Below are 23,816 nucleotides of genomic sequence, written 5' to 3'. Positions count from 1 at the left end.
GTTGTCGCGGTGCCCTTGCGGAGGACGATCCTACGGTTGCGCACCGGGGGCGCATCAAGGGTCTCATGTGGACATGTGCGCGGGGGTGCGGTCCCAGTCCTCCGGAAGTGAAGGTACAGCCCAGGACGGATCCGGGCGCCAGTGCTGCCAGCCGTCCGCGAACGGAGCACCCCACGCGCGGATCACCTCCACCGCCGACCAGCCGGCTTTCCGTACCCGCTCGGCGAGTTGGGGATCCATCAGCCCGTCCCGCTGGGCCTGCGCGAACTCGTCCTCGTCACGCCACTGCCAACTCCGGTCGGGGTCAACGGTGATGTCCAGGAAGTGGTCCTCGGAGTCGACCCCGCCGGCCCAACGGGCCAGCGGTTCCTCAAGGTTCACGTACCAGTTCTTGAACCGCCATCCCGGCTCCCAGAACAGCCACACCGACCACGGCTCACCGGGCCGCGCCAGCTTCAGCACGCCCGTACCGAACCAGCGGTCCAGCTGAACCGTGCGCGGCTTGGTGTACCGGGTCTCCAGCGGCTCCCCGTGCACCGACGTGCCGTCCGCGAGCACGGGCTTCACACACTCGGTGCCGGGCGCCATCCAGACGGCGAGCAGTTCCTCGTCGTCGCGGACGACCGTGACGGGGCGGGCGATGTGGAAGCGCGGTCCGGCGTTCTCCCGGTAGCGCCACAGGATCTGACTCCCGGGCGCCCAGAAGGCCGTAGACGTACCCGCTTCCACCGCTCCACCGTCTGCCATGGACAGATATTAGGTGCCCCGGGCATACGACGCTGCGGCGCGCGTCACGGTTCACGCCATGGCGGCAATTGGTTACGGACGCGTCATCCGCAGGACATCGAGGGCCTCGTCGAGCTGCGCCTCGGTCAGGTCACCGCGCTCCACATAGCCGTTCTCCAGCACGACTTGGCGGATCGTCCTGCGTTCCGCCAGCGCCTTCTTGGCCACCTTGGCGGCCTCCTCGTACCCGATGTACTTGTTCAGCGGGGTGACGACGGACGGCGAGGACTCGGCGTACTCACGAGCGCGCTCCCGGTGCGCGACGATCCCCTCCACGGTCCGGTCGGCGAGCAGCCGCGACACGTTCGCGAGCAGCCGGATGGACTCCAGGACGTTCTTGGCGATCACCGGCAACATCACATTGAGCTCGAAGTTGCCCGCGGCCCCGGCGGTGGCGACGGTCGCGTCATTCCCGACGACCTGCGCGGCGACCATCAGCACGGCCTCCGGAATCACCGGGTTGACCTTGCCGGGCATGATCGAGGACCCCGGCTGGAGATCCGGCAGCGAGATCTCGGACAGCCCGGTGCGCGGCCCGGACGCCATCCACCGCAGGTCGTTGGCGATCTTCGTCAGTCCTACGGCGATGGTCCGCAACTGCCCGCTGGTCTCGACGATCCCGTCCCGCGCCCCCTGCGCCTCGAAGTGGTCCCGCGCCTCGGTCAGCGGCAGCCCGGTGACCAGGGCGACCTCCGCGATCACGGCGGCGGAGAAACCGGGCGGGGTGTTGATCCCGGTGCCCACCGCGGTACCGCCGAGCGGCAGTTCGGCCAGCCGGGGCAGTGAGGCCTGCAACCGCTCGACGCCGTACCGCACTTGGGCCGCGTACCCGCCGAACTCCTGCCCCAGCGTCACGGGGGTGGCGTCCATGAGGTGCGTCCGCCCGGACTTCACGACGTCGGCGAACTCGACGGACTTGCGCGAGAGCGCGCCCGAGAGATGCTCCAGGGCCGGGATCAGGTCGTGGATCACGGCACCGGTGGCCGCGATGTGGATGGAGGACGGGAAGACGTCGTTGGACGACTGCGAGGCGTTGACGTGGTCGTTCGGATGCACGTCGCGCCCGAGCCGCTCGGTCGCCAGGGTCGCGATCACCTCATTGGTGTTCATGTTCGACGAGGTGCCGGACCCGGTCTGGAACACGTCGATCGGGAAGTGCTCGTCCCAGGCCCCGTCGGCCACCTCACGGGCGGCTTCCTGGATCGCCTCCGCGATGTCCTTGTCCAGCACGCCCAGCTCGGCGTTCACCTTGGCGGCGGCACCCTTGATCCGGGCCAGCGCCTCGATGTGGGCACGCTCGATGCGCTGGCCGGAAATGGGGAAGTTCTCGACGGCACGCTGCGTCTGCGCCCGCCACTTGGCGTCCGCCGGGACCTGTACCTCGCCCATGGAGTCGTGCTCGATGCGGTAGTCGCTCATACCTGTATATCGACCGGGAGGGCGGGGATGTTCCGGGTCAGCGGTCCGGGGCCGTGCAGACGGGCCTTCCGGCCACCTCGGCGCACGCCTGTGCCCCGCGCGGGTCCGCGGCGGCCAGCATCGGGCTGCTGTAGCCGTCCGAGCGGTCGCCCGGGTACTCGGCGGACAGCTCGTCCCGGCCCGACCTGATCGAGATCTCCCGCGCGCCGCCGACCCGGGTGCGCACCTCGGACCACACGGTGGCGCAGGACGGCGAGTACCGGAGCCGTACGACCTGGGCGGCCCGTGCGACGACGCTCTCCGTACGGGCGTCCCGGGCACAGGTCCCGGTGGACGGCAGCTCCCCCTGACAGCCACCGTCCCGGCAGGAGGCCGCCGCGTGCCACTCCGCCCCGCCGTCGCGGTCGAGGACGTCGGCGGCACCGGCGGTGACCGCGACCGTGGTGGCCATCGCGGCGAGGGCGACGAGGGCGCGGGCAGGGGCGCGCAGCCGACGGGGGCCCGCGGGCGGGACCGGTGGCTGTGGTGCGGCGGCGGGCCCGGGCTGCTCCCGCACCGCCGTGTCCCACAGGGCGAGCAGCGGGCCGGGGTCGGTGCGCGCGAGCCGAGCGAGCGCCTCGACCGCGGCCCGGGGCGGGAGCTGGTCGCCGTTCAGATACCGGTGCCAGGTCGACTTGCTGTACGGGGTGACGGTGGCCAGCGCGGCCAGGCTCAGTCCGGTCCGCTGCTTGAGGAGGCGGAGCCGTTCCGTCAGGAGCCGCTGCCGCTCGACCGTCACGTGGCTTTCCATCCTGCTCCCTCGCCGTACCGGGGTGACCGCCGTGATCCGTTCCCGGGGGCGGTGCGGGGCCACACCCGGATCGCCCCGAATATTCCGGAATATGAAGGGGTGTTGACCTGGCACCACCCGACGGGACGTACGGGACCGTCCCGTCGGGCGGTGCTGTTGGCCGGCCGGGTCAGGCGGGGGTCAGCACCAGCGGACGGCGCTGTGGTTGCGGACGTAGTGCGCGGAGACGTAGCCCTCGTGGTGCGGGAGCTTGTACCAGCGGTGGTTGCCGAAGACGCCGGAACCGCGCGTCTTGCAGAGGATGGGCAGCGCCCGCCCGACCGGACGCGTGCCGACGACCCGGTAGCCGGTGCCGGGGCCCGAGCGGAGGTTCAGCCGGGTGTGGTGGCGGGTCGTGACGCTGCCCCAGGCGCGGGCGGTGACGTGGTGGCGGGTGACGTGGTGCCGGGTGGGGTGCGGCGCCGAGTGGCCGGCCGGGGCGGCGACGGCTGCTGCGGGGAAGAGGGCGACGGCCGCGAACGCGGCCACGAGACCGTTACGCAGGGTGCGTCGGATCATGGGGGGTTCCTCCGAGTCGAGCGGGATCACGGGGTGTGATCCTGTCGGTACGGAGCGTTTCCGCAGGAGGGGGTGAAGATGCCGTCCCGTTCATCCCTGGGACAAAGCGGGACGACATCCTGTACGGCGGGACAAAATCAGCCCGTCCGGCGTTTGAGGACGAAGCCCTTTCGGGGCCGATCGGGGGTCTGCGGGCGGAGCCCCCAGGCGGGGCCGGTCGGCGCTACGCCAACCCGGGCCCCCGCACCGGAATCGTCGTGAACGTCGGTGCGGGCGCCGGGTTCTGGAAGAAGTCGTTGCCCTTGTCGTCGACGACGACGAACGCCGGGAAGTCCTCGACCTCGATCTTCCAGACCGCCTCCATGCCGAGCTCCTCGTACTCGACGACCTCGACCTTCTTGATGCAGTCCTGGGCCAGCCGGGCCGCCGGGCCACCGATGGAGCCCAGGTAGAAACCGCCGTGCGCGTCACACGCGTCGGTGACCTGTTTGCTGCGGTTGCCCTTGGCGAGCATCACCTTGGAGCCGCCCGCGGCCTGGAACTGCTCCACGTAGGAGTCCATGCGGCCGGCCGTCGTAGGACCGAAGGAACCGGACGCGTAGCCCTCGGGGGTCTTCGCGGGCCCGGCGTAGTACACCGGGTGGTCCTTCAGGTACTGCGGCATCTCCTCGCCCGCGTCCAGCCGCTCCTTGATCTTGGCGTGCGCGATGTCGCGCGCCACGACCAGCGGGCCGGAGAGCGAGAGCCGGGTCTTGACCGGGTACTTGGTCAGCTCGGCGAGGATGTCGTCCATGGGCTGGTTGAGGTCGATGCGGACGACGTCCTCCTCGGCGGAGTCCAGGTGCTCGTCCGTCGTCTCCGGCAGGAACCGCGCCGGGTCGGTCTCCAGCTGCTCCAGGAAGACGCCCTCCGCGGTGATCTTCGCGACGGCCTGGCGGTCGGCGGAGCAGGAGACGGCGATGGCGACGGGGCACGAGGCGCCATGGCGAGGAAGCCGGACGACCCGCACGTCGTGGCAGAAGTACTTGCCGCCGAACTGCGCCCCGATCCCGATCCGCTGCGTCAGCTCGAAGACCTTCTGCTCCAGGTCCTTGTCCCGGAACCCGTGGCCCAGCTCCGAACCCTCGGCCGGGATCTCGTCCAGGTAGTGCGCGGAGGCGTACTTCGCGGTCTTCAGCGCGTACTCGGCGCTCGTACCGCCGACCACGATCGCCAGGTGGTACGGCGGGCAGGCGGCCGTACCCAGCGAACGGATCTTCTCCTCAAGGAACTTCATCATGGAGCCCTCGTTGAGGACCGCCTTCGTCTCCTGGTAGAGGAAGCTCTTGTTGGCGGAGCCGCCGCCCTTCGCCATGAACAGGAACTTGTAGGCGCCGCCGTCCGTCGCGTACAGCTCGATCTGCGCGGGCAGGTTCGACCCGGTGTTCTTCTCGTCCCACATGGTCAGCGGGGCCATCTGCGAGTACCGCAGGTTCAGGTTCAGGTAGGCGTCGTAGATGCCGCGCGAGAGGGCCGCCTCGTCGCCGCCCTCCGTGAGGACGTTCTGTCCGCGCTTGCCCATGACGATCGCCGTACCGGTGTCCTGGCACATGGGCAGCACACCGGCCGCCGCGATGTTCGCGTTCTTCAGGAGGTCCAGCGCCACGAACTTGTCGTTGTTCGACGCCTCGGGGTCGTCGATGATCCGGCGCAGCTGCGCGAGGTGGGCCGGCCGCAGATAGTGCTGGATGTCGTGGATCGCCTCGGCCGCGAGCTTGCGCAGCGCCTCCGGCTCGACCTTGAGGAACGTCCGCCCGTCGGCCTCGAAGGTGGAGACACCCTCGGAGGTCACCAGCCGGTACGGGGTGGTGTCCTCTCCCATGGGGAGCAGATCGGTGTACGCGAACTCAGGCATCGCAGCCCATTCCTCACTCGACAGACGGCCGCCCGCCGACACTGGCGGGCGCTCACCAGCGTAGAACCTGCCGCTGACACCGGGCTTGTGAGGTAAGGCTCAGTTCGCCGGGACTTCCGCCACGCCAACGTTGTCCACACCCCTAGTCGCGATCTATCGCGTTTCGGTACTCTGCTGCCGTGGACCTTCAGAAGCAGCCCGCATCCGCGCCCACGGCCCCGCAGCCCGCGCCCGTCGCCTCCGCGCTGCGCGCCTCGGACGCCGACCGTGACCGCATCGCCGACATCCTGCGCGACGCCCTGGCCGAGGGGCGGCTGAGCGCCGACGAGCACGCCGAGCGGGTCGAGGGGGTGCTGAGCGCCAAGACGGTCGGTGAGCTGGAGGTCTTCATCCAGGATCTGCCGGCCGCCCACGGCCACCGGGCGACGGCCCAGTCGTACAGCCCCGCGCCGAACCGCCCGACGGAGGGCGCGATCCCGGTCGAGGCCGACGAGAACGTGGTGGCGGTGTTCAGCTCGGCGATGCGCAAGGGCCGCTGGCGTGCCGGCCGCCGCATGCACGCGTACGCCGTGTTCGGCAACGTCGAGATCGACCTCAGCGAGGCGATCTTCGAGTACCAGCAGGTCGTCATCAAGGCGATCTCGGTGTTCGGGAACGTCGAGATCCGCGTCCCGGAGAACGTGTCGCTGCGCGGCACCGGCGGCGGAGTCCTCGGCAACTTCGAGGTGGACACGCTGGACTCGCTGGAGCCGGACGCGCCCGTGATCTACGTCGACGGGTGGGCCGTACTGGGAAACATCGAGGCAAAACCCAAGCGCGGCAAGCTCGTTGCGGACATTCTCGATCGGGTTCAGCGCAAGGTCGACAAGGGTTTGCGCAAACACCTGGACCGTTGACGGTTGTGAATCAGGACACATGTGGAGCTGATCGGTCCGCGCCGGTCCGCCCCTGACATCGCGCACAAGCACACGGAAACCAGCGGTTCGGAACTCAGTGCATAGGCGCGCGCACAGCGGGTAGGCCTTGCTGCATCGTCTCTCGCTCGCGAAGCCGTCGTCAGGAGTAGACCGTGCTGCAACCGCCGCATTCGTCCCTGCAGGTAGCTGCTGTTCCGGCCCAGCGGGTGCCTGCGCGAGACAGGGACCAAGACGCTCCATGGCACACCGAAGCGGTGTGCCGGCGCGACGAGGCCGGCCTGTTCTTCGCGCCCTCCAAGGAACCCACCGCCGCCCGGCTCTCCCGCGAGGACGCCGCCAAGCGCGTCTGCGCGCGCTGTCCGGTCATGGTCGAGTGCCGCGAACACGCCCTCCTCCAACCCGAGCCCTACGGCGTCTGGGGCGGCCTCACCGCCGCCGAACGCCGCGTGGTCCTGGCCAGGCGCCGCCGCCGCGAGGTGGAGCTGCAGAAGGCGAGGGCGGCGGGCCGCATAGCAGCGGCAGGCTGACCGACGTAGAAGAGGCGCCCCCACCGCACCGGGGGCGCCTCTTTCACGTACGACCGTGTGGCCGTGGTTCTTGCTGTGGCTGTGGCTGTCGCTGTGGCGTGGCTACTTCGCCCGGTCGAAGTCGATCGCGCTGTAGGCCCGCAGCTTGCTCAGCCGGTGCTCCGAGTCGATCCGCCGCACCGTCCCGGACTTGGACCGCATCACGATGGAGTCGGTGGTCGCGGTCTCCGACCGGTACCGCACCCCGCGCAGCAGCTCCCCGTCCGTGATCCCGGTCGCGACGAAGAACACGTTCTCGCCGGAGACCAGGTCGTTGGTGGTGAGGACCCGGTCCAGATCGTGCCCGGCGTCCAGTGCCCGCTGCCGCTCCGCGTCGTCCTTGGGCCACAACTTGCCCTGGATCACACCGCCCAGGCACTTCACGGCGCAGGCCGAGATGATGCCCTCGGGCGTGCCGCCGACACCGAGCAGCAGATCCACGCCGGTGCCCTCGCGCAGCGCCAGGATCGAGCCGGCCACATCGCCGTCGGAGATCAGCTTGATCCGCGCACCGGTCTCCCGGATCTCCTTGATGATCCCGTCGTGCCGCGGCCGGTCCAGCACGACGACGGTGACGTCCTCGGGCGTGACCCGCTTGGCCTTGGCGACCCGGCGGACGTTCACCGAGATCGGGGCCTCGATGTCGACGAACTCGGCGGCCTCGGGCCCGGTGACCAGCTTGTCCATGTAGAAGACGGCGGACGGGTCGAACATCGAACCCCGGTCCGCGGCGGCCAGCACGGCGATCGCGTTCGGCATGCCCTTGGCGTTGAGGGTGGTTCCGTCGATCGGGTCGACGGCGATGTCGCACTCGGGCCCGGTCCCGTCACCGACGCGCTCGCCGTTGAAGAGCATCGGCGCCTCGTCCTTCTCGCCCTCACCGATGACGACGACGCCGTTCATCGAGACGGTGGAGACGAGGGTCCGCATGGCGCGCACGGCGGCACCGTCGGCGCCGTTCTTGTCACCGCGCCCGACCCAGCGGCCCGCGGCCATCGCGGCGGCTTCGGTCACCCGGACGAGTTCCAGGGCGAGGTTGCGGTCGGGGGCCTCGGAGGGGACTTCGAGTTCGGACGGCAGATGATGATGCTCGGTCATCGGAGCGCACCTTTCTGATACGACGACGGCCGGATGAGGGTATGGCCACGACTCTATCGCCAGGCAGACAAAATGAGCAGGGGGCCCCACGGATGAGCGGGCCAGGGCACCTGCGACGATAGGGACGTGGCAGGTTCGAACGGCAAGCAGAAGACGGTCCGGGACATGATTCTCTCCCTGGGCCTGATCGGGATCGCGGCGGCGATCGTCTACATCTTCATCCCGCACAGCGACCACGCTCCGGACGTCAAGCGGGTCGACTACCGCGTGGAGCTGCTCACCGCACGCCGCGCGGCGCCGTACCCGGTGGCGGCGCCGGAGGGCCTCCCCACGACCTGGAAGGCGACCTCGGTCCGCTACGACGGCGCCGCGTTCAACGCCTGGCACCTCGGGTTCAGTGCCCCCGGTGGTCAGTACGTGCAGATAGAGCAGTCGACTCAGAAGCCGTCCGACTTCGTCGACACCGCGAGCCAGGGCGCCGCCGCGACCAAGACCACCCAGACCATCGACGGCCACACCTGGACCCGCTACACCGGCGGCCGCTACGACGCCCTCGTGCTCGCGGACAAGGGCTCGACGACGGTCGTGGCGGGCACGGGCTCCTTCGCCCAACTGACCGAGATGGCGAAGGCGTTGCGGACGAAGTAGCCCGGCGGGTGTTCCCGCGCTACGGCCGGACGTACGGCCGGGTCATGATCTCCATGTTGTGGCCGCTCGGGTCCTCGAAGTAGGCGCCGCGGCCACCGAAGAGGTGGTTCGTCCGGCCGGGGTCCTTGTGGTACGGGTCGGAGTAGTAGGTGACCCCGGCCACCTCCAGGCGGCCGATCATGGTGTCGAACCGCTCGTCGGGCACGAGGAACGCGTAGTGCTGCGGCTGGATCGGCTCGTCGCGCTTCTCGTAGTAGTCGAGCGTCACGCCGTTGCCCAGGTCGACCGGGACGAACGGCCCGAAGGGCGCGCCGACCTCCAGACCCAGGATCGTGGCGAGGAACTCGGCCGACAGGTGGCGGTCCACGGCGTAGACGGCGGTGTGGTTCAGCTGGACGGTGGCTGGCATTTCGGGTTCAAGTGACATGTGTGGGCGGGTCTCCGAGTCTTGGGTCCGACGAGAGCGCCCCGTGCGGGCGCTGGGAGGGAAGACAAGGAGGGACGGCGGGGCTCTTGCCCGCCTCGTGCTCACGCCGAGGCCGGGTGCCCCACTCGTGAATGGCCCATGGCCGACCCGGCAGTCACCTGACGGACCCTAGTGCCGCACCGAGCGTCACGGCAATGCCGGATGCCGAAGACCCCGGCGCGGCCAGGGTGCTGCCCGCGCCGGGGTCCTCGGTGCGTCACGCGGCTCAGACGGTGGTGACGACCTCGTCGTACGCCAGGCGCGGGGAGCGCGGGAACCAGGCGTCCTCGCCCGGCTTGCCGATGTTGATGACGACGAACGGGGTGTGGTCGTCGTCCAGGAACTCCTTCTGGACGCCCGCGAAGTCGAGACCGGTCATCGGGCCTGCGGCCAGGCCGGCGGCGCGGATGCCGATGATGAAGTACGCGGCCTGGAGGGCGGCGTTCAGCGCGGCGTTGCCCTCGCGGACCGAACGCTCGCCGAAGACGGCGTCCTTGGCCTGCGGGAAGTGCGGGAACAGGGTGGGCAGTTCCTCGTGGAACTCGTTGTCCGCGGAGAGGATCGCGACCAGCGGGGCGGCGGCGGTCTTCTTCTGGTTGCCCTCGGCGAGGTGCTGCACAAGGCGCTCGCGGGCCTCGGGGGAGCGGACCAGGGTGATGCGCAGCGGCGACTGGTTCATGGAGGTCGGACCGTACTTGACCAGGTCGTAGATCGCCTGCACCTGCTCGTCCGTCACCGGCTCGTCGGTGAAGGTGTTGGCGGTGCGGGCCTCGCGGAAGAGCAGGTCCTGGGCGGCGGGGTCAAGAACGAGAGACATGCGAGAACTTCCTCGGGGGCCGGAAGCGGGTAACCGGACCGGGGTCCGGTTAAGCTGACGAGACCGACCGTACGACACGGGAGGTTCAATGTTCAACCAAAAATGGAGCATGGTGATCCGCCTCACAGCGAACCACTGTTGCCGCTACCGGCCGCCGTTGCTCGGCACCTTTGCCGGGCGTCTCTGTACGGCGCCCGTACTCCGCGCGTCGTACTCGGCGCCCGTACTCCGCGCCTCTACTCGGCGTCGCTCTCCGTGGCCTCTTCCTCCGCGAGCGCCGCGTCCAGCCGCGCCCGGGCCCCGTCCAGCCAGCGCCGGCACACCTTGGCCAGCTCCTCGCCCCGCTCCCAGAGCGCGAGCGACTCCTCCAGCGTCGTACCGCCCGCCTCCAGCCGCCGCACGACCTCGATCAGCTCGTCGCGCGCCTGCTCGTACCCGAGCGCCTCTGCCGTCCCGGCACCTTCGTCAACCTTGCTGGTCATCCGCCCACCCTATGCATGTGCCGTACCGACTCGAACCGTGAACTCACCCTCGGCGACCCGCGCCCGCAGCACCTCGTCCGCCGTCACCTCCTCCGGGTCCCGGACCGCGAGCCCGTCGGCCTTCTGCAGCACCGCGTACCCCCGCTTCAGGGTCGCCGCGGGGGAGAGGGCCACCACGCGCGCGTGCGTGTGGGTCAGCTCCGAGTCGGCGCGGTCCAGGAGGTGGCCGAGGGTCCGCCGGCCGCGGTCGAGGAGGGCGGCGACATGGTCCGCCCGCTCGTCGATCATCCGGTGCGGATCCTCTATCGACGGCCGAGCGAGCGCCTGGGCCAGCCCGCGCTCCTCCCGGTCCACGAACGCCACCACACACCGCCGCGCCCGGTCGCGCAGCTGCCGTACCCGCTCGTACTCCTCGCCCACGTCCGGTACGACCTTCTTCGCCGCGTCGGTCGGGGTGGAGGCGCGCAGGTCGGCCACGTAGTCCAGGAGCGGGTTGTCGGGCTCGTGCCCGATCGCGGACACCACCGGCGTACGGCACTCCGACACGGCCCGCACCAACTGCTCGTCGGAGAACGGCAGCAGGTCCTCCACGCTGCCGCCGCCCCGCGCCACGATGATCACGTCCACGCCGTCGAGCGCGTCCAGCTCCTTCACGGCCTGCACGACCTGCGGCACGGCGTGCACGCCCTGCACGGGCACGTTGCGCACCTCGAAGCGGACGGCGGGCCAGCGGTGCCGCGCGTTCTCCAGCACGTCCCGCTCGGCGGCCGAGGCCCGCCCGCAGACCAGCCCGACGAGCTGCGGCAGGAACGGCAACGGCTTCTTCCGGTCGGCCGCGAACAGCCCCTCGGCGGCCAGCGACTTCTTCAACTGCTCCAGCCGCGCGAGGAGTTCACCCACCCCCACCGGCCTTATCTCCGTGGCCCGCAACGACAGCTGCCCGCGCGGGGCGTACCACTCCGGCTTCGCGAGGACGACCACCCGCGCGCCCTCACTGACGACATCGGCGATCTCGTCGAACACCTGCCGGAAGCAGGTCACGCTCACCGAGATGTCGTACGACGGGTCGCGCAGCGTCAGGAACACGACACCGGCACCCGGGCGCCGCGACAGCTGGGTGATCTGCCCCTCGACCCACACCGCGCCGAGCCGGTCGATCCACCCGCCGATCAGCCGGGAGACCTCACCGACGGGGAGCGGGGCGTCCGGAGCCGTGTTGAGAGCCATGCGCCCGAGAGTAACGGCCGCTTCTGACAACGCGGTCGAGGTGAGCAGCGTGACCGTCAACCGGTCTCCGTGCCGGCCCTGTTGCGGGTGCCCTGCACCGCGAGCACGACCAGCCCGACCGCCAGCCAGATCGCGCCCACCACCTGTGCGGTCCCCGACGCCTCCACGATCACCGCGATCGTGATCGCCGCCCCCAGCACCGGCACGAGAACGTGCCGCCACCACACCACGGGCCCACCCCGGCGCCGTACCGCGAACCAGCCCACCACGCTCGCGTGCAGCAGCGTGAAGGCCGTCAGCGCGCCGATGTCGACGACCGACACCAGCTGGTCGAGACCGTCGTCGCGCCGTGCCGCCCAGACCGCCGCGACCAGGGTGATCAGGGCCGCCGAGACCAGCGCGATCCGCGGTACCCCGTCGTCGGTCTTCGACAGGGCGCGGGGCAGGCGCCGGTCCCGGGCCATCGCGAACACCAGGCGCCCCGCCGCGGCCTGCCCGACGAGCGCCGCGAAGGCCGCGCCGATCGCCTTGCTGACGGCCACCAGGTTGTGCAGCCAGTTGCCGACCGACACGTCCACCGCGTCGTAGAACGCCGACCCCTGCTTCCCGGCGTCGGCCGCGAGCTGTGCGGAGGTCGTCGGCTCCAGGAGGGCGACCAGGTACGTCTGGGTGATGAACAGGACACCGGCCAGCGCGAGGCAGAACAGCAGCGCCCTGGCGACCTTCTCGGAGCCGCCGGTGACCTCCTCGGCGAAGGTGGCGACCGCGTCGAAGCCCAGGTAGGAGAGGACCGCTACGGAGACCGCGCCGATCACCGCCGACAGTGCGAACGCGCCCTGGGTGCCGTCCCCGGAGAGGGGTGACAGCCAGCCCCGTTCGGCGCCGTCGCGCGCGAGGACGACGATCGCCGACACGACGAAGACGACGAGGACCACGATCTCCATCGCGAGGACGAGGAAGCCCACGCGCGCGGCGGCCCGCACTCCCCAGAGGTTGAGGCAGGTCGTGAGGACGACCGCCAGCGCGGTCCACACCCACCGGGAGACTTCGGGGACCAGCGCGTTCATGGCGATCCCGGAGAAGAGATAGGCGACGGCGGGGATCAGGACGTAGTCCAGCATCGCCATCCAACCGGCGATGAACCCGGCCTCCCTGCCGAGCCCCACGCGCGCGTAGGCGAACACCGAGCCCGCCTGGGGGACGACCCGAACCATCTGCGCGTAGCTGAAAGCGGTGAACGCCATCGCGACCGTCGCCACGACGTAGACGAGCGCTACCGCGCCGTGCGACTTGGCGTCCAGGGTGCCGAACACGCCGACCGGAGCCATCGGGGCGATGAACAGCAGCCCGTAGACGACGAGATCGCGGAAACCGAGGCTGCGGCGCAGCTGGGGCCCCTCGCCGGCCGTGGTCGTCGCATCCGTGTCCGTGTCGGCCATCTCGCGCCTCCCGTACGTAGTGTCCGGCCCCACCCCTCCCACTCCACGGCCAGTCTCCCCAAGGTCGCGATCTTTGACCCGTCGGGCGCGGCCTTACGATGGGACGCATGACTGCTTCGTCTGGCCGCCGTGTCCTGCTCGCCGCCCCCCGGGGCTACTGCGCGGGTGTGGACCGCGCCGTGATCGCCGTCGAGAAAGCCCTTGAGCAGTACGGGGCTCCGATCTACGTCCGGCACGAGATCGTGCACAACAAGTACGTCGTGCAGACCCTGGAGAAGAAGGGCGCGATCTTCGTCGAGCGGACCGAGGAGGTCCCCGAGGGGAACATCGTGATGTTCTCGGCGCACGGCGTCGCGCCCGTCGTCCACGACGAGGCCAAGCGGGGCAACCTCGCCACCATCGACGCGACCTGCCCCCTGGTGACCAAGGTCCACAAGGAAGCCGTCCGGTTCGCCAACGACGACTTCGACATCCTCCTCATCGGGCACGAGGGCCACGAGGAGGTCATCGGCACCTCCGGAGAGGCCCCCGACCACATCACCCTGGTCGACGGTCCCGGCGATGTCGCCAAGGTCGAGGTGCGCGACCCGTCGCGGGTGGTCTGGCTCTCCCAGACGACCCTCTCCGTGGACGAGACCATGGAGACCGTCGACGCCCTGAAGGAGAAGTTCCCGCAGCTCATCTCCCCGCCCAGCGACGACATCTGCTACGCCACGCAGAACCGCCAGCTCGCCGTGAAGCAGATGGGCGAGGAGGCGGACCTCGTGATCGTGGTCGGCTCGAAGAACTCCTCCAACTCGATTCGGCTCGTCGAGGTCGCCAAGCTGGCCGGTGCCGGCGCCGCGTATCTCGTGGACTTCGCCGACGAGATCGATGAGGCCTGGCTGGAGGGCGTGACCACGGTCGGCGTCACTTCCGGGGCCTCCGTGCCCGAGATCCTGGTCGAGCAGGTCCTGGAGTGGCTGTCCGGGCGCGGCTACGAGGACGTCGAGCTGGTGAAGGCGGCCGAGGAGTCCATCACCTTCTCGCTGCCCAAGGAACTCCGCCGTGACCTGCGCGAAGAGGCGGCGGCGCTGGTCGCCGAGCGCACGGGGGCGGAGCGTTCGACCCCCTCCGGGCAGTGACTGTCAGTCGTTCGTCGTAGCGTGGTTCCATGCAGATCTTCGGCGTGGACATCGGTGGATCCGGGATCAAGGGCGCTCCTGTCGACCTGGACAAGGGCGAATTGACCCAAGAGCGGTGCAAGGTGCTGACCCCGCAGCCGGCGACACCGGACGGGGTGGCCGACGGCGTGAAGGAAGTCGTCGACCACTTCGGCTGGACGGGACCGGTCGGGCTCACGTTCCCGGGTGTGGTGACCGGCGGGGCCACGATCCGCACGGCGGCGAACGTCGACAAGAGCTGGATCGACACCGACGCGGGCGCGCTGTTCAGCGAGAGACTCGGCGGCCTCCCCGTGACCGTCGTCAACGACGCGGACGCGGCGGGCGTCGCCGAGATGCACTTCGGCGCCGGCCAGGGCCGCAAGGGCACGGTGATCCTGCTGACCTTCGGCACGGGCATCGGCAGCGCCCTCTTCGTCAACGGCCTCCTGGTCCCGAACACGGAGCTGGGCCACCTTGAGCTGAACGGCCACGACGCCGAGAAGAAGGCGTCCAGCAAGGCCAAGGACGACGGCGAGCTCACCTGGGAGCACTGGGCCCACCGCGTCCAGAAGTACCTCGCCCACGTCGAGATGCTGTTCTCGCCCGAACTCTTCATCATCGGCGGCGGGGTCAGCCGCAAGGCCGACAAGTTCCTGCACTTCATCGAGGACATCAAGGCGGAGATCGTCCCGGCGCAGCTGCAGAACAACGCGGGGATCGTGGGGGCGGCGATGCATGCGGCGGAGGTCGACTAGTCCCCCGTCCAGCCTCCCGTCCGTCCCCTCCCGAGTCACCCCCGTCGGCGTCGGTTCACCAGCTGGATTCTGCGGACGGTCGCGATGAGGCCCGCGACGAGCGTGCCGCCGTAGAGCCAGCCGGCCTGGGTGGCGAGGGCGGTGACCAGGCCCATCAGGCGGTTGCCGAGGCCGCCGCTGCCGTCGGCCACCGGAAGCAGGCCGGCGGCGAAGGCGATCGGCACGACGACCGGCGCGGTCAGCAGGTCGCCGCGCCGGATCCAGACCGCCGTCAGCACGCACACCGGCAGGAACAGCACGCCGTACACGGTCAGCGACGCCCCGAACAGCAGCTGGTCGAGGAACCCGAGCACGATCATCACGGCCGCGCAGAACAGGCCGCCGCCGAGCCCGGTGAGCCGGGGGTTCGGCAACGGCCGTACGGACTGGGGCGTCGCCGGACCGGGGCGTCGTACGGCCGCCGGGCGGCGCTGCGCGGTGCCGCGTGGCTGGGGTCCGGGCCGGGGCGTACGGGCCGGGCCGCCGTTCGGGCCCCGGCCCGCCTGCGGGGGCAGCGGCGGGGCTCCGCGTCTTGCGCCGGGCTGTGGGGGTCGTGTCCTGTGTTGCTCCACTGGACCAACTTAGGTCGGTTTATGTGCCGAATGGGCCCTGGGACACGCCGATGAGCAGAGCTTGGCCAGGTGTTCGACGCGAAGCCGGGACGGGGCGGCTCACGCCGTAGACTGGTGGATCGGCCCCGGGCCGCAACCCCGCGAGCCCCCTCATCGCTCTCACGCCTCTCACGTACGGGAAGTCGCAACGTGTCGCTCACGATCGGAATCGTCGGTCTGCCGAATGTCGGCAAGTCGACCCTGTTCAACGCCCTGACCAAGAACGACGTGCTGGCGGCCAACTACCCGTTCGCCACGATCGAGCCGAACGTGGGCGTGGTCGGCGTCCCGGACGCGCGCCTCACCAAGCTGGCCGAGATCTTCTCCTCCCAGAAGATCCTCCCGGCGACCGTCGACTTCGTCGACATCGCGGGCATCGTGAAGGGCGCCTCCGAGGGCGAGGGCCTGGGCAACAAGTTCCTCGCGAATATCCGTGAGTCCGACGCGATCTGCCAGGTCATCCGCGCCTTCAAGGACGAGAACGTCGTCCACGTCGACGGCAAGGTCTCGCCCAAGGACGACATCGAGACGATCAACACCGAGCTGATCCTCGCCGACCTCCAGACCATCGAGAAGGTCCTGCCGCGCCTCCAGAGGGAGTCGCGCATCAAGAAGGACATCGGCCCGAAGGTCGCGGCGGTCGAGGCGGCGCAGGAGATCCTGGAGAGGGGCGACACCCTCTTCTCGCAGGGCATCGTCCAGGGCTCGGGCAAGGAGGAACTCCTCCACGACCTGCACCTGTTGACGACCAAGCCCTTCCTCTACGTCTTCAATGTCGACGAGGACGAGCTGGTGGACGAGGACTTCAAGACCGAACAGCGCGCCCTGGTCGCCCCCGCCGAGGCGATCTTCCTCAACGCCAAGCTGGAGGCGGACCTCGCCGAGCTCGACGAGGAGGAGGCGATGGAGCTCCTGGAGTCGGTCGGCGTCGAGGAGCCCGGCATGACGACCCTGGCCCGCGTCGGCTTCGACACCCTCGGCCTGCAGACCTACCTCACGGCCGGCCCCAAGGAATCCCGCGCCTGGACCATCAAGAAGGGCGCCACCGCCCCCGAGGCCGCCGGTGTCATCCACACCGACTTCCAGAAGGGCTTCATCAAGGCGGAGGTCATCTCCTTCGCCGACCTGGTGGAGACGGGGTCGGTGGCGGAGGCCCGGGCCAAGGGGAAGGCGCGCATGGAGGGCAAGGACTATGTGATGCAGGACGGGGATGTGGTGGAGTTCCGGTTCAACGTGTGATCGTTCGTTCACTGCATGTGACGCATTGGGTCGAGCGTGCGGTTCGGAAGGGGCCGGGCTCTGTCGAGCCCGGCCCGCTGCTGGACGGAGACGAGCGCACCTCCGCCGTGCAGTCGCGGTAGGCGCGGTGGCACCGTGCCCTGGTCATCTCAACAGGCTCATCGAGGACGTCAGCGTGGTTCCTTCGCGGGGATCTGCACGCCCGGGCCGCCGGCGCTGGAACACCACTTGGCCGGCGCGTGGTCGAGGCGGCGTCGAGCGGGGCCGGATCGCCGGACAGTCACGCGCCACGCTGTGGGGAGTGCCGGATCGTCGCTGCCGTACAAGGGGTGACCGGCTTTCGAGCTGTGTGGTGCCGGGACGGAGCGCCCGTGCTGGGATCGTGCGGGGACGCACGCCCCCCTCCAGAACACCTTGGCATCGGCGTCCTGATCCGGCGGATGCCCAGGCCGGACGGGGTCGCCGGGATTCAGGGCCGGCCCCGTCGCTGAGCGTCGGTTCAGGTACCGGCTGTCCCGGCGGGGGCGCGTGAGCGGGTTTCCGGAGTATGAGCTCGGTGTGGACGTCTGGCCGGAATCACCACTTCGCCCTGACGTTCGGCGGCTCGGCGGCTACTGTCCTGGGCCGTGGAGGAAAGTGGACCAGAGACCCTCCGGTTCTCCCTGCTCGGCCCGCTGCGGGCCTGGCGGGGTTCCGTCGAGCTGGCGCTCGGGTCCCCGCAGCAGCGTGCCGTGCTCGCGATGCTGCTGCTGAGCCGGGGGCGGGTGGTCGGTGTGGCCGATCTCGTGGACGGGGTCTGGGGCGCACGGCCGCCTCGGGGCGCTGTCGCGATGGTGCGCACCTACGTCTCCCGCCTCCGCAAGCTGTTCGAACCCGAGCGGACGCCGGGGCGGCCGTCCGGGCTCCTGGTCTCCCTCGGGGACGGATACGCCCTGCGGACCGACAGGGTCTCCAGCGACCTGGCCGAGTTCGAGGAGGCGGTGGTGCGGGCGGAGCGCCGCCGGGCCGCCGGTGACCGGCCCGGCGCGGTCCGGTCGCTGCGTACCGTACTGGCCGCCGGGGACGGTGCGGCACTGGCCGGCGTGCCCGGTCCTTACGCCGAGGCCGCGCGGACCGATCTGGCCGAACGGCGGCTGGGCGCCTTGGAGTTGGGGCTGTCCATGGAGCTGGAGCTGGGCCGGCACGAGGCGGTGGTGCCGGAACTGCTGGCGTTGCGCGAGGCGCATCCGCTGCGTGAGGCCGTGAGCGAGCTGCTGCTGACCGCCCTGTACCGGTGCGGGCGGCAGGCCGAGGCGCTGGAGGCCTACGCGAGGACGCGCCGGACGCTGGTCGACGAACTGGGCATCGAGCCGGGCCCGTCCTTACGCGCAGTACACGCACGCCTGCTGGCCGCGGACCCCGAGCTCGCCCGGCCGACACCCCGCGAACCGACCGGTGGTACGCATACCTCGCACAGTCCCGGCGCCGGGTCTCGTCCGGAACCGGACGCCTGCGCCCCGTACGGTCCCGGTGCCGGTCCTTCTCCGGAGTCGGATACCCACGCCACGCTCAGTCCGGGCTCCGTTCCTCTTCCGGAACCGCGCACCCACACCCCGTACCGTCCCGGCGCCGGTCCCCCTCCGGAACCGGAAACCCACGCCCCGGCCCGCCGGACCAGGGCCGTGAGCCCGGCCCAACTCCCCGCCGACCTCCCCCTGTTCACCGGTCGCCGTGCCGAACTCGACTACGTCGCCGCGCTGTTGCCCCAGGGCGACGGTCCGCCCGGGGCCGCGGTCGTCGGTGTCGTCGACGGAATGGCGGGGACCGGCAAGACCGCTCTCGCTGTGCACTGGGCCCATCGGATCGCGCACCGGTTCCCCGACGGGAGTCTCTACGTCAACCTTCGTGGCTACGATCCGCACGGCTCCCGGATGCTTCCCGGCTCGGCGATCGAGATGTTCCTCGTGGCGCTCGGCGTGGCCCCGCAGGCCGTCCCGGAGGGGCTCGACGCGCAGGCCGCCCTGTATCGCAGTGTGCTCGCCGAGCGGCGTGTCCTGATCGTGCTGGACAACGCGCGGGACGCCGAGCAGGTGCGGCCGCTGCTGCCCGGCACCCCCGGCAGCCTCGTCGTCGTCACCAGCCGCAGCCGGCTCGGCGGCCTGGTCGCCGGGCACGGGGCACATCCGCTCACGCTGGGTCTGTTGAGCGCCGCGGAATCGTACGAGTTACTGTCCCGGCGGCTGGGCGGCGCCCGCGTCGACGCCGAGCCGGAGGCCGCCGCCGCGATCGCCGATCTGTGCGCCCGGCTGCCGCTCGCCCTGGCCATCGTGGCGGCCCGCGCCGCCCACCATCCAGGCTTCCGGCTCGCCGACGTCGTAGAAGAGCTCCGGTATCACCACGGCAGCCTCGACGCGTTCGTCGGCGACGACGCCGGGACCGACGCCCGTGCCGTGTTCTTCTGGTCGTACCGGGCACTGTCGCCCGAGGCGGCCGGACTCTTCCGCCGTCTCGCCCTGCATCCCGGCCCCGACATCACCACCGCCGCGGCCACCGCGCTGACCGGCGCGCCACCACGTCGGGTCCGCGCCCTGCTGACCGAGCTCACCGGGGCGAGCCTGCTCATCGAACGCGCCCCGGGCCGGTTCGTCTTCCACGACCTGCTGCGCGCCTACTCCGGCGAACTCGCCGCGATCGAGGACAGCGAGAGCGCCCGCGGCGCGGCGCTGCTGAGGATGCACGACCACTTCCTGCGCACCGCCCACCACGCCTCCTCGGTCCTGGATCCGTTCCGCGAAACGATCGCCCTGCCGCCGAGCACAACGGGCAGCGAGCCCCTTCGGTTCAACGACCGGGCGCGGGCGACCGCCTGGCTGCGCACGGAGCGGTACGTCCTGGGCGCGATCGTCGAACACGCCGCCGCCCACGGCTACGACGAGCACGCCTGGCGCACCGCCGCGGCCCTGGACGTCTACTTCAACCGGCTCGGTTTCTGGCACGACCTGCTGAAGATCAACAGCGCGGCGCTGGCAGCGGCCCAGAAGCTCGGCGACCCCCTCGGCCAGGCGTACTCCCTGTGCGGTCTGGGCGTGGCCCACTCCCAACTCAACCACGCGGAGCCCGCGTTGAGGTGTCTCGAACGCGCGCTGGAGCTGTTCCGCGACGTCGGCGCCCCGTTCGGGCAGGCCCGGGTCCACCGCGGCCTCGCCTACCTGGGCAACCGGACGAACCGGCGCACCGCCGCCCTCGACCACTACGCACAGGCCCGCGCGCTGTTCCGCGCCGAGGGCGACCGCAATGGCGAAGCGGGTGTGCTCAACCAGGTCGCCTGGACGTACATCCTGATCGGCGACCACGAGAAGGCCCTCGACTGCTGCCGCGAGAGCCTCCTCCTCTACGACGAGATGGGCGACCCCTACGGAGCGGCCTCGACGCAGGACACCATCGGTTACGCCTACCACCACCTCGGCCGGTACACCGAGGCCGTCGAGCAGTTCGAGCGGTCGGCGCAGCTGTTCGCCGCGATCGGCGACCGCTATCTCGAAGCCGACGTCCTGTGTCACCTCGCCGACACCCACCGCGCCACCGGCGACCGGGACGCGGCCCGCGAGGCGCTGCGGTCGGCACTCGCGCTGCTGGAGGAGATGGGCCACCCGGACGCCGAGGACGTGGGCGAGACCCTGCGCGCACTGGCCACCGACGAGCCGGAGCAGGACGCGCCGACAGGCGGTTGACGCCTGCACGGATCCGGCCCGTTCGATCAACAGGCCACGTCCGTCTGCTCCTCCCGCACCTTCTCCACCACGTCCTCCACCACGACTCCGTGTTCCCGCAGGGCGAGGCGGAGGCTGCGCAGGGCGTAGTACACGCGGGACTTCACGGTGCCCTGCGGAATCCCCAGGTCGTCCGCGGCCTGCTGGGTGGTGCGGTCCGTGAAGAACGTCGCCCGGAGCACCTCGCGGTGCGCGGGCGTGAGCATCTGCAGGGCCTCGTGCAGCACCATGGACGACAGCATCCGTTCGATGTCGTCCACCTCGGCGTACATGTCGCCCAGCCAGTCGGTGCCGCTGATCTCCAACGGGCGCGCCAGCCGGGTCCGGTGCGCGTCGATGACGAGGTTGCGGGCGACCCGGAACATCCAGGGGCGTACGGCCATTCCCTCGTCGTCGGTCAGGTTCCCGTTGCTCCAGCAGCGCAGCAGCGTCTCCTGGAGGATGTCCTCCGCGCGGTGCGTGTCCCCGTCCAGCATGCGCAGCACGTACGAGTACAGGGCGGGCCCGTGTTCCAGATAGAGGTCGCGCAGCGCCCGTTCCTCGGGCGAGACCGCGCTCGCCGATCCGATGGCCGTCACGTTCATGGAAGTGCTCCTGCTCCTCGGGTTGACCGGCCCCGGCCGATTGCGGGCCGGGGCGGGGCTCCTGGGGAAGGGAGTGTTCCGAGGGACGGTCCACGTCTGTTTGACGCCTGGTGTACGAGGCGATTGACGGGCCGGTCAGCGCAGGTGCGCCGGAGTGCGCGCGGTCGCGCACGAGGGTTCAGGCGTACGCCCCCTCCAGCGCCGTCACGTACCTGTGGACCTGTTCGGCGAGTTCGGTGTGGCCGGGCGGCAGCGGACCCCGACGGTTCAACATGCCCCACATGTGCAGCAGTTCGCGTCCGTGGGCGACGGCGACCCGGGAGTCGTCGAGCTGCTGCCAGGCCGCCGCCGCCCGCGCCACGTCCGTCGCCGCCCGCTCGTCCCCGGCCCCGCACCGGATCCGGGCCACGGCCAGCGCCAGTACGACGGCCTCGCGGTGGTCGCCGCGCAGGTACGCGAGGTACGCCTCCACGGCCCGCGCCTCCACCGCGTGCGGATGCTCGGCGCCCACCGAACCGGTCAGGCTCTCGCGCAGCGCGGTCGCCCTGGCGAACGCCTCGTCGAGCCGGCCGGCGATCCCCAACGCGTTGATACGGCCGATCTGTTCGGAGAGTCCGCCGGGAGGCAGGCCGACGGCGGGGACGAATTCCTGCGCGGCGGTACGGGTGGCGGCTGTGGCGCGGGCGCGGGCGACCGCGGTGGCGATGGCGGAGGTCGCGGACGCGGTGACGGGGGGCGGGGGAGCGCCGTCGGGGGACGGCTCAAGAGCCGGTTCGGGTTCCGGCTGGGATGCCGGCCGCGGTTCGGCCTCCGGCACTTCCCCGGATTCGTACGCGAGGACCTGGCTGGAGCCGTCCGGCAGTACCCGGAGGACGAAGTGGGCCGTGCCGGGGCCGTCGCCGACCGTGGCATCCACGGCCGCGCCGGACTCCTCGGCGTACCGGTGCAACTGGTCGAGCACGGCCTCGTGCACGGACTGGCCGGGGGCGGGGACGAGCGGGTCGCCGTTGATCTCGGCGAGGCCCTCGTCGGAGACGTACACCTTGAAGCGGTTCATGCCTGTCCTCCTCGTACGGCAGGTCTGGTGGAGGTGGGGGTGTGTCAGTTCGTGTGTGTCGGCGTCGGGGTGGGCGTGACGCCGGGGGTGGCGCCCGAGGGCGGGGCGGCGATGCCCTGGTACTTGGCGAACTGGGCGCGGATGGCGAGGACGTAGCTCAGGGCGTCGTTCGACTGCGGGACGCCCTTGGCCGCCTTCACGGCGTCCATCCCGATGGCGTAGCCGGCCAGGGCGAGGTCCAGGACGCTGTTGGTGGTGTTGCCGTCCTTGTCGGTGGTCTTCACGACCGTGCCGTTGTCGAGCAACGTCTGTCCCTGGCCCGCCAGATCGCACATGTAGCGGCCCAGGGCCAGGATCGAGTCCTTGTTGTCCGTGGCCTGCGTCTTGCCGTTGTTGTCGTCGTCCTTGCCGTACTTGCCGAAGATGTCCGGCGTCAGCTGTGAGATGCCCGTCTCGCCGTGCGGGCCGACCAGGGTCGAGTTGAAGCCGGACGCCTTCTCCAGCTGGGAGGCGATCACGATCGGGCCGATCGCGTCGCACTGCTCGCCGGCCTTCTGGATGGGGTCCGCCAGGTCCGCGGGGACGGTGGCGGTGTCCAGCTCGCCCTTCCCGTCGCCCTGGAGGACGACCATCATCTGGTTCGCGGTGTCGTTGTCGCTGCTGTAGTCGTCGGCGCTGCCGCCGCCTCCTCCGAAGAGCAGGATCAGCGCGATGAGCGGGGCCAGCAGGACCCCGAGCCCGCCGAAGATGATGATCAACGGCACGGCGCCCGCCACGGCGAGCGGGATCATCACGCAGCCGCCCACGCCGGCACCGGCCACGCCGTACATGACGGCCTTCGAGCCCGCGCCGTCCTCGCTCTCTGCCGCACCCATCCGCGTCCTCCGCCTTCTTCGACTCGTCTTGAACCGCTGTGGCCACATGGCCCGTTGTGCTGTCCGACAGACCCGGTAGATCGAAACGGGCCCGGGGGCGAAGAAGTTCAAAACAGTGGAAACCCGGATGAGCCAGAGCAGCGGAAGCACGAGTCAAGAGGGGGCGGGAAAAACATCATGGGCACTCCTTCGGCACCACAGCCGGTCCCGCAGTCATGGGTACGGGGACCCAAGTCCACGCAGCCGGCACGCCCGGCGCCGGACGACGGCACGGCCGCCCCCGTCGGCCATCCCGCACCGGCCGGATACCAGGCCCCCGTCGGGCAGACGGCGTACTCCCCGCATCAGGGCTTCGGCGGCGGACTGCCGTCCGCACCCGTGCGGCAGGAGGCGCCGGCACCGCGGGCACAGGCCGTCGTACAGCCCGCCCCGCGGCCTGTCGCGCCGGCCGCTCCCCGGCCCGCGGCACCCGCCGCACGGCAGACCACCGCCCCCCGGACCAAGGCGCCCGCCCCGCGGCAGGCCGCCCCCCGGTCCAACGCCCCCGCGCGCAAGGCCACTTCGGGCCGCCCGGCGGAACAGGGCCGGGGTCAGCCGCAGCCGCGGCATCGAGGTCTACCGGGGCCGCCCGGTCTTCTACTCCCTCGGCAACTTC

Annotated in this window: 22 protein-coding genes; 7 read left to right on the top strand and 15 right to left on the bottom strand. The window is 70.7% G+C overall.

The genetic code is table 11. The annotated features are described in order from the left end of the window. Positions 1–63 precede the first annotated feature (63 nt). From fomD to ACWDEW_RS02305, 5 genes are all read right to left on the bottom strand, one after another. Positions 64–747 (bottom strand): cytidylyl-2-hydroxypropylphosphonate hydrolase, encoded by a 684-nt coding sequence (gene fomD, locus ACWDEW_RS02325; RefSeq protein WP_450508801.1) that lies wholly within the window; start codon positions 745–747, stop codon positions 64–66. 72 nt (positions 748–819) lie between these two features. After that, the gene (locus tag ACWDEW_RS02320) at positions 820–2,205 is read right to left on the bottom strand and encodes a class II fumarate hydratase (protein ID WP_450508799.1); all 1,386 of its coding nucleotides are present in this window, start codon (positions 2,203–2,205) and stop codon (positions 820–822) included. A 37-nt stretch (positions 2,206–2,242) separates the two neighbouring features. Further along, complete coding sequence (locus ACWDEW_RS02315; RefSeq protein ID WP_450508797.1) at positions 2,243–2,995, bottom strand: DUF2690 domain-containing protein; 753 nt, start codon at positions 2,993–2,995, stop codon at positions 2,243–2,245. Between the two features lie 180 nt (positions 2,996–3,175). Next, positions 3,176–3,553: an SH3 domain-containing protein gene (locus tag ACWDEW_RS02310; protein ID WP_450508795.1), complete on the bottom strand. Its 378-nt coding sequence runs from the start codon at positions 3,551–3,553 to the stop codon at positions 3,176–3,178. Positions 3,554–3,776: 223 nt separating this feature from the next. Beyond that, the gene (locus ACWDEW_RS02305; RefSeq protein WP_450508793.1) at positions 3,777–5,447 is read right to left on the bottom strand and encodes a fumarate hydratase; all 1,671 of its coding nucleotides are present in this window, start codon (positions 5,445–5,447) and stop codon (positions 3,777–3,779) included. A gap of 179 nt (positions 5,448–5,626) precedes the next feature. Here ACWDEW_RS02305 and ACWDEW_RS02300 point away from each other — a divergent pair, with 179 nt between their 5' ends. After that, positions 5,627–6,343, top strand: coding sequence for a DUF1707 SHOCT-like domain-containing protein (locus ACWDEW_RS02300; RefSeq protein ID WP_450508791.1), 717 nt, complete (start codon positions 5,627–5,629; stop codon positions 6,341–6,343). Between the two features lie 173 nt (positions 6,344–6,516). Then, complete coding sequence (locus tag ACWDEW_RS02295; RefSeq protein ID WP_427920211.1) at positions 6,517–6,891, top strand: WhiB family transcriptional regulator; 375 nt, start codon at positions 6,517–6,519, stop codon at positions 6,889–6,891. A gap of 102 nt (positions 6,892–6,993) precedes the next feature. Here ACWDEW_RS02295 and glpX read toward each other — a convergent pair whose 3' ends face one another. Continuing rightward, positions 6,994–8,028, bottom strand: a complete 1,035-nt coding sequence (gene glpX, locus ACWDEW_RS02290) for a class II fructose-bisphosphatase (protein ID WP_019072737.1) — start codon at positions 8,026–8,028, stop codon at positions 6,994–6,996. A 126-nt stretch (positions 8,029–8,154) separates the two neighbouring features. Here glpX and ACWDEW_RS02285 point away from each other — a divergent pair, with 126 nt between their 5' ends. Continuing rightward, a complete protein-coding gene (locus ACWDEW_RS02285) occupies positions 8,155–8,676 on the top strand; it encodes a DUF4245 domain-containing protein (RefSeq protein ID WP_450508789.1) in 522 nt (173 codons plus the stop codon). A 19-nt stretch (positions 8,677–8,695) separates the two neighbouring features. Here ACWDEW_RS02285 and ACWDEW_RS02280 read toward each other — a convergent pair whose 3' ends face one another. From ACWDEW_RS02280 to ACWDEW_RS02260, 5 genes are all read right to left on the bottom strand, one after another. After that, positions 8,696–9,085, bottom strand: a complete 390-nt coding sequence (locus ACWDEW_RS02280) for a VOC family protein (protein WP_450508787.1) — start codon at positions 9,083–9,085, stop codon at positions 8,696–8,698. Between the two features lie 283 nt (positions 9,086–9,368). Beyond that, complete coding sequence (locus tag ACWDEW_RS02275; protein WP_450508785.1) at positions 9,369–9,959, bottom strand: malonic semialdehyde reductase; 591 nt, start codon at positions 9,957–9,959, stop codon at positions 9,369–9,371. A 236-nt stretch (positions 9,960–10,195) separates the two neighbouring features. Then, complete coding sequence (locus ACWDEW_RS02270) at positions 10,196–10,441, bottom strand: exodeoxyribonuclease VII small subunit (protein ID WP_450508783.1); 246 nt, start codon at positions 10,439–10,441, stop codon at positions 10,196–10,198. A 9-nt stretch (positions 10,442–10,450) separates the two neighbouring features. Further along, positions 10,451–11,668: an exodeoxyribonuclease VII large subunit gene (xseA, locus tag ACWDEW_RS02265; RefSeq protein WP_450508781.1), complete on the bottom strand. Its 1,218-nt coding sequence runs from the start codon at positions 11,666–11,668 to the stop codon at positions 10,451–10,453. Between the two features lie 56 nt (positions 11,669–11,724). After that, entirely contained in the window at positions 11,725–13,107 is a 1,383-nt protein-coding gene (locus ACWDEW_RS02260; RefSeq protein WP_450508779.1) for an APC family permease, read from the bottom strand. A gap of 98 nt (positions 13,108–13,205) precedes the next feature. Between ACWDEW_RS02260 and ACWDEW_RS02255 the strand changes: the two genes are divergently transcribed. Together ACWDEW_RS02255 and ppgK are read left to right on the top strand one after the other, a co-directional pair. After that, a complete protein-coding gene (locus ACWDEW_RS02255) occupies positions 13,206–14,231 on the top strand; it encodes a 4-hydroxy-3-methylbut-2-enyl diphosphate reductase (protein WP_450508777.1) in 1,026 nt (341 codons plus the stop codon). A gap of 29 nt (positions 14,232–14,260) precedes the next feature. Continuing rightward, the gene (gene ppgK / locus ACWDEW_RS02250; RefSeq protein WP_450508775.1) at positions 14,261–15,007 is read left to right on the top strand and encodes a polyphosphate--glucose phosphotransferase; all 747 of its coding nucleotides are present in this window, start codon (positions 14,261–14,263) and stop codon (positions 15,005–15,007) included. A gap of 35 nt (positions 15,008–15,042) precedes the next feature. Here ppgK and ACWDEW_RS02245 read toward each other — a convergent pair whose 3' ends face one another. Next, entirely contained in the window at positions 15,043–15,618 is a 576-nt protein-coding gene (locus tag ACWDEW_RS02245) for a DUF6542 domain-containing protein (protein ID WP_450508773.1), read from the bottom strand. A gap of 189 nt (positions 15,619–15,807) precedes the next feature. Between ACWDEW_RS02245 and ychF the strand changes: the two genes are divergently transcribed. Continuing rightward, positions 15,808–16,896 carry a redox-regulated ATPase YchF gene (gene ychF / locus ACWDEW_RS02240; protein WP_450508771.1) on the top strand — a complete coding sequence of 363 codons (1,089 nt, stop codon included), beginning with the start codon at positions 15,808–15,810 and terminating at the stop codon, positions 16,894–16,896. A 626-nt stretch (positions 16,897–17,522) separates the two neighbouring features. Continuing rightward, entirely contained in the window at positions 17,523–20,606 is a 3,084-nt protein-coding gene (locus ACWDEW_RS02235; RefSeq protein WP_450508769.1) for an AfsR/SARP family transcriptional regulator, read from the top strand. A gap of 26 nt (positions 20,607–20,632) precedes the next feature. Here the strand turns inward: ACWDEW_RS02235 and ACWDEW_RS02230 are convergent, their stop codons facing one another. The 3 genes from ACWDEW_RS02230 to ACWDEW_RS02220 all read right to left on the bottom strand — a co-directional run bounded on the left by ACWDEW_RS02230 (position 20,633) and on the right by ACWDEW_RS02220 (position 23,161). After that, positions 20,633–21,229 carry a sigma-70 family RNA polymerase sigma factor gene (locus ACWDEW_RS02230; RefSeq protein WP_450508768.1) on the bottom strand — a complete coding sequence of 199 codons (597 nt, stop codon included), beginning with the start codon at positions 21,227–21,229 and terminating at the stop codon, positions 20,633–20,635. A 178-nt stretch (positions 21,230–21,407) separates the two neighbouring features. Next, positions 21,408–22,286 carry a hypothetical protein gene (locus ACWDEW_RS02225; RefSeq protein ID WP_450508766.1) on the bottom strand — a complete coding sequence of 293 codons (879 nt, stop codon included), beginning with the start codon at positions 22,284–22,286 and terminating at the stop codon, positions 21,408–21,410. 44 nt (positions 22,287–22,330) lie between these two features. Continuing rightward, a complete protein-coding gene (locus tag ACWDEW_RS02220; protein ID WP_450508764.1) occupies positions 22,331–23,161 on the bottom strand; it encodes a lytic transglycosylase domain-containing protein in 831 nt (276 codons plus the stop codon). Positions 23,162–23,816 lie beyond the last annotated feature (655 nt).

This window comes from Streptomyces sp. NPDC001100 (assembly GCF_053598575.1).
Note: the sequence above shows the minus strand (reverse complement) of the source record. Positions and strands in the feature narration are given on the sequence as shown.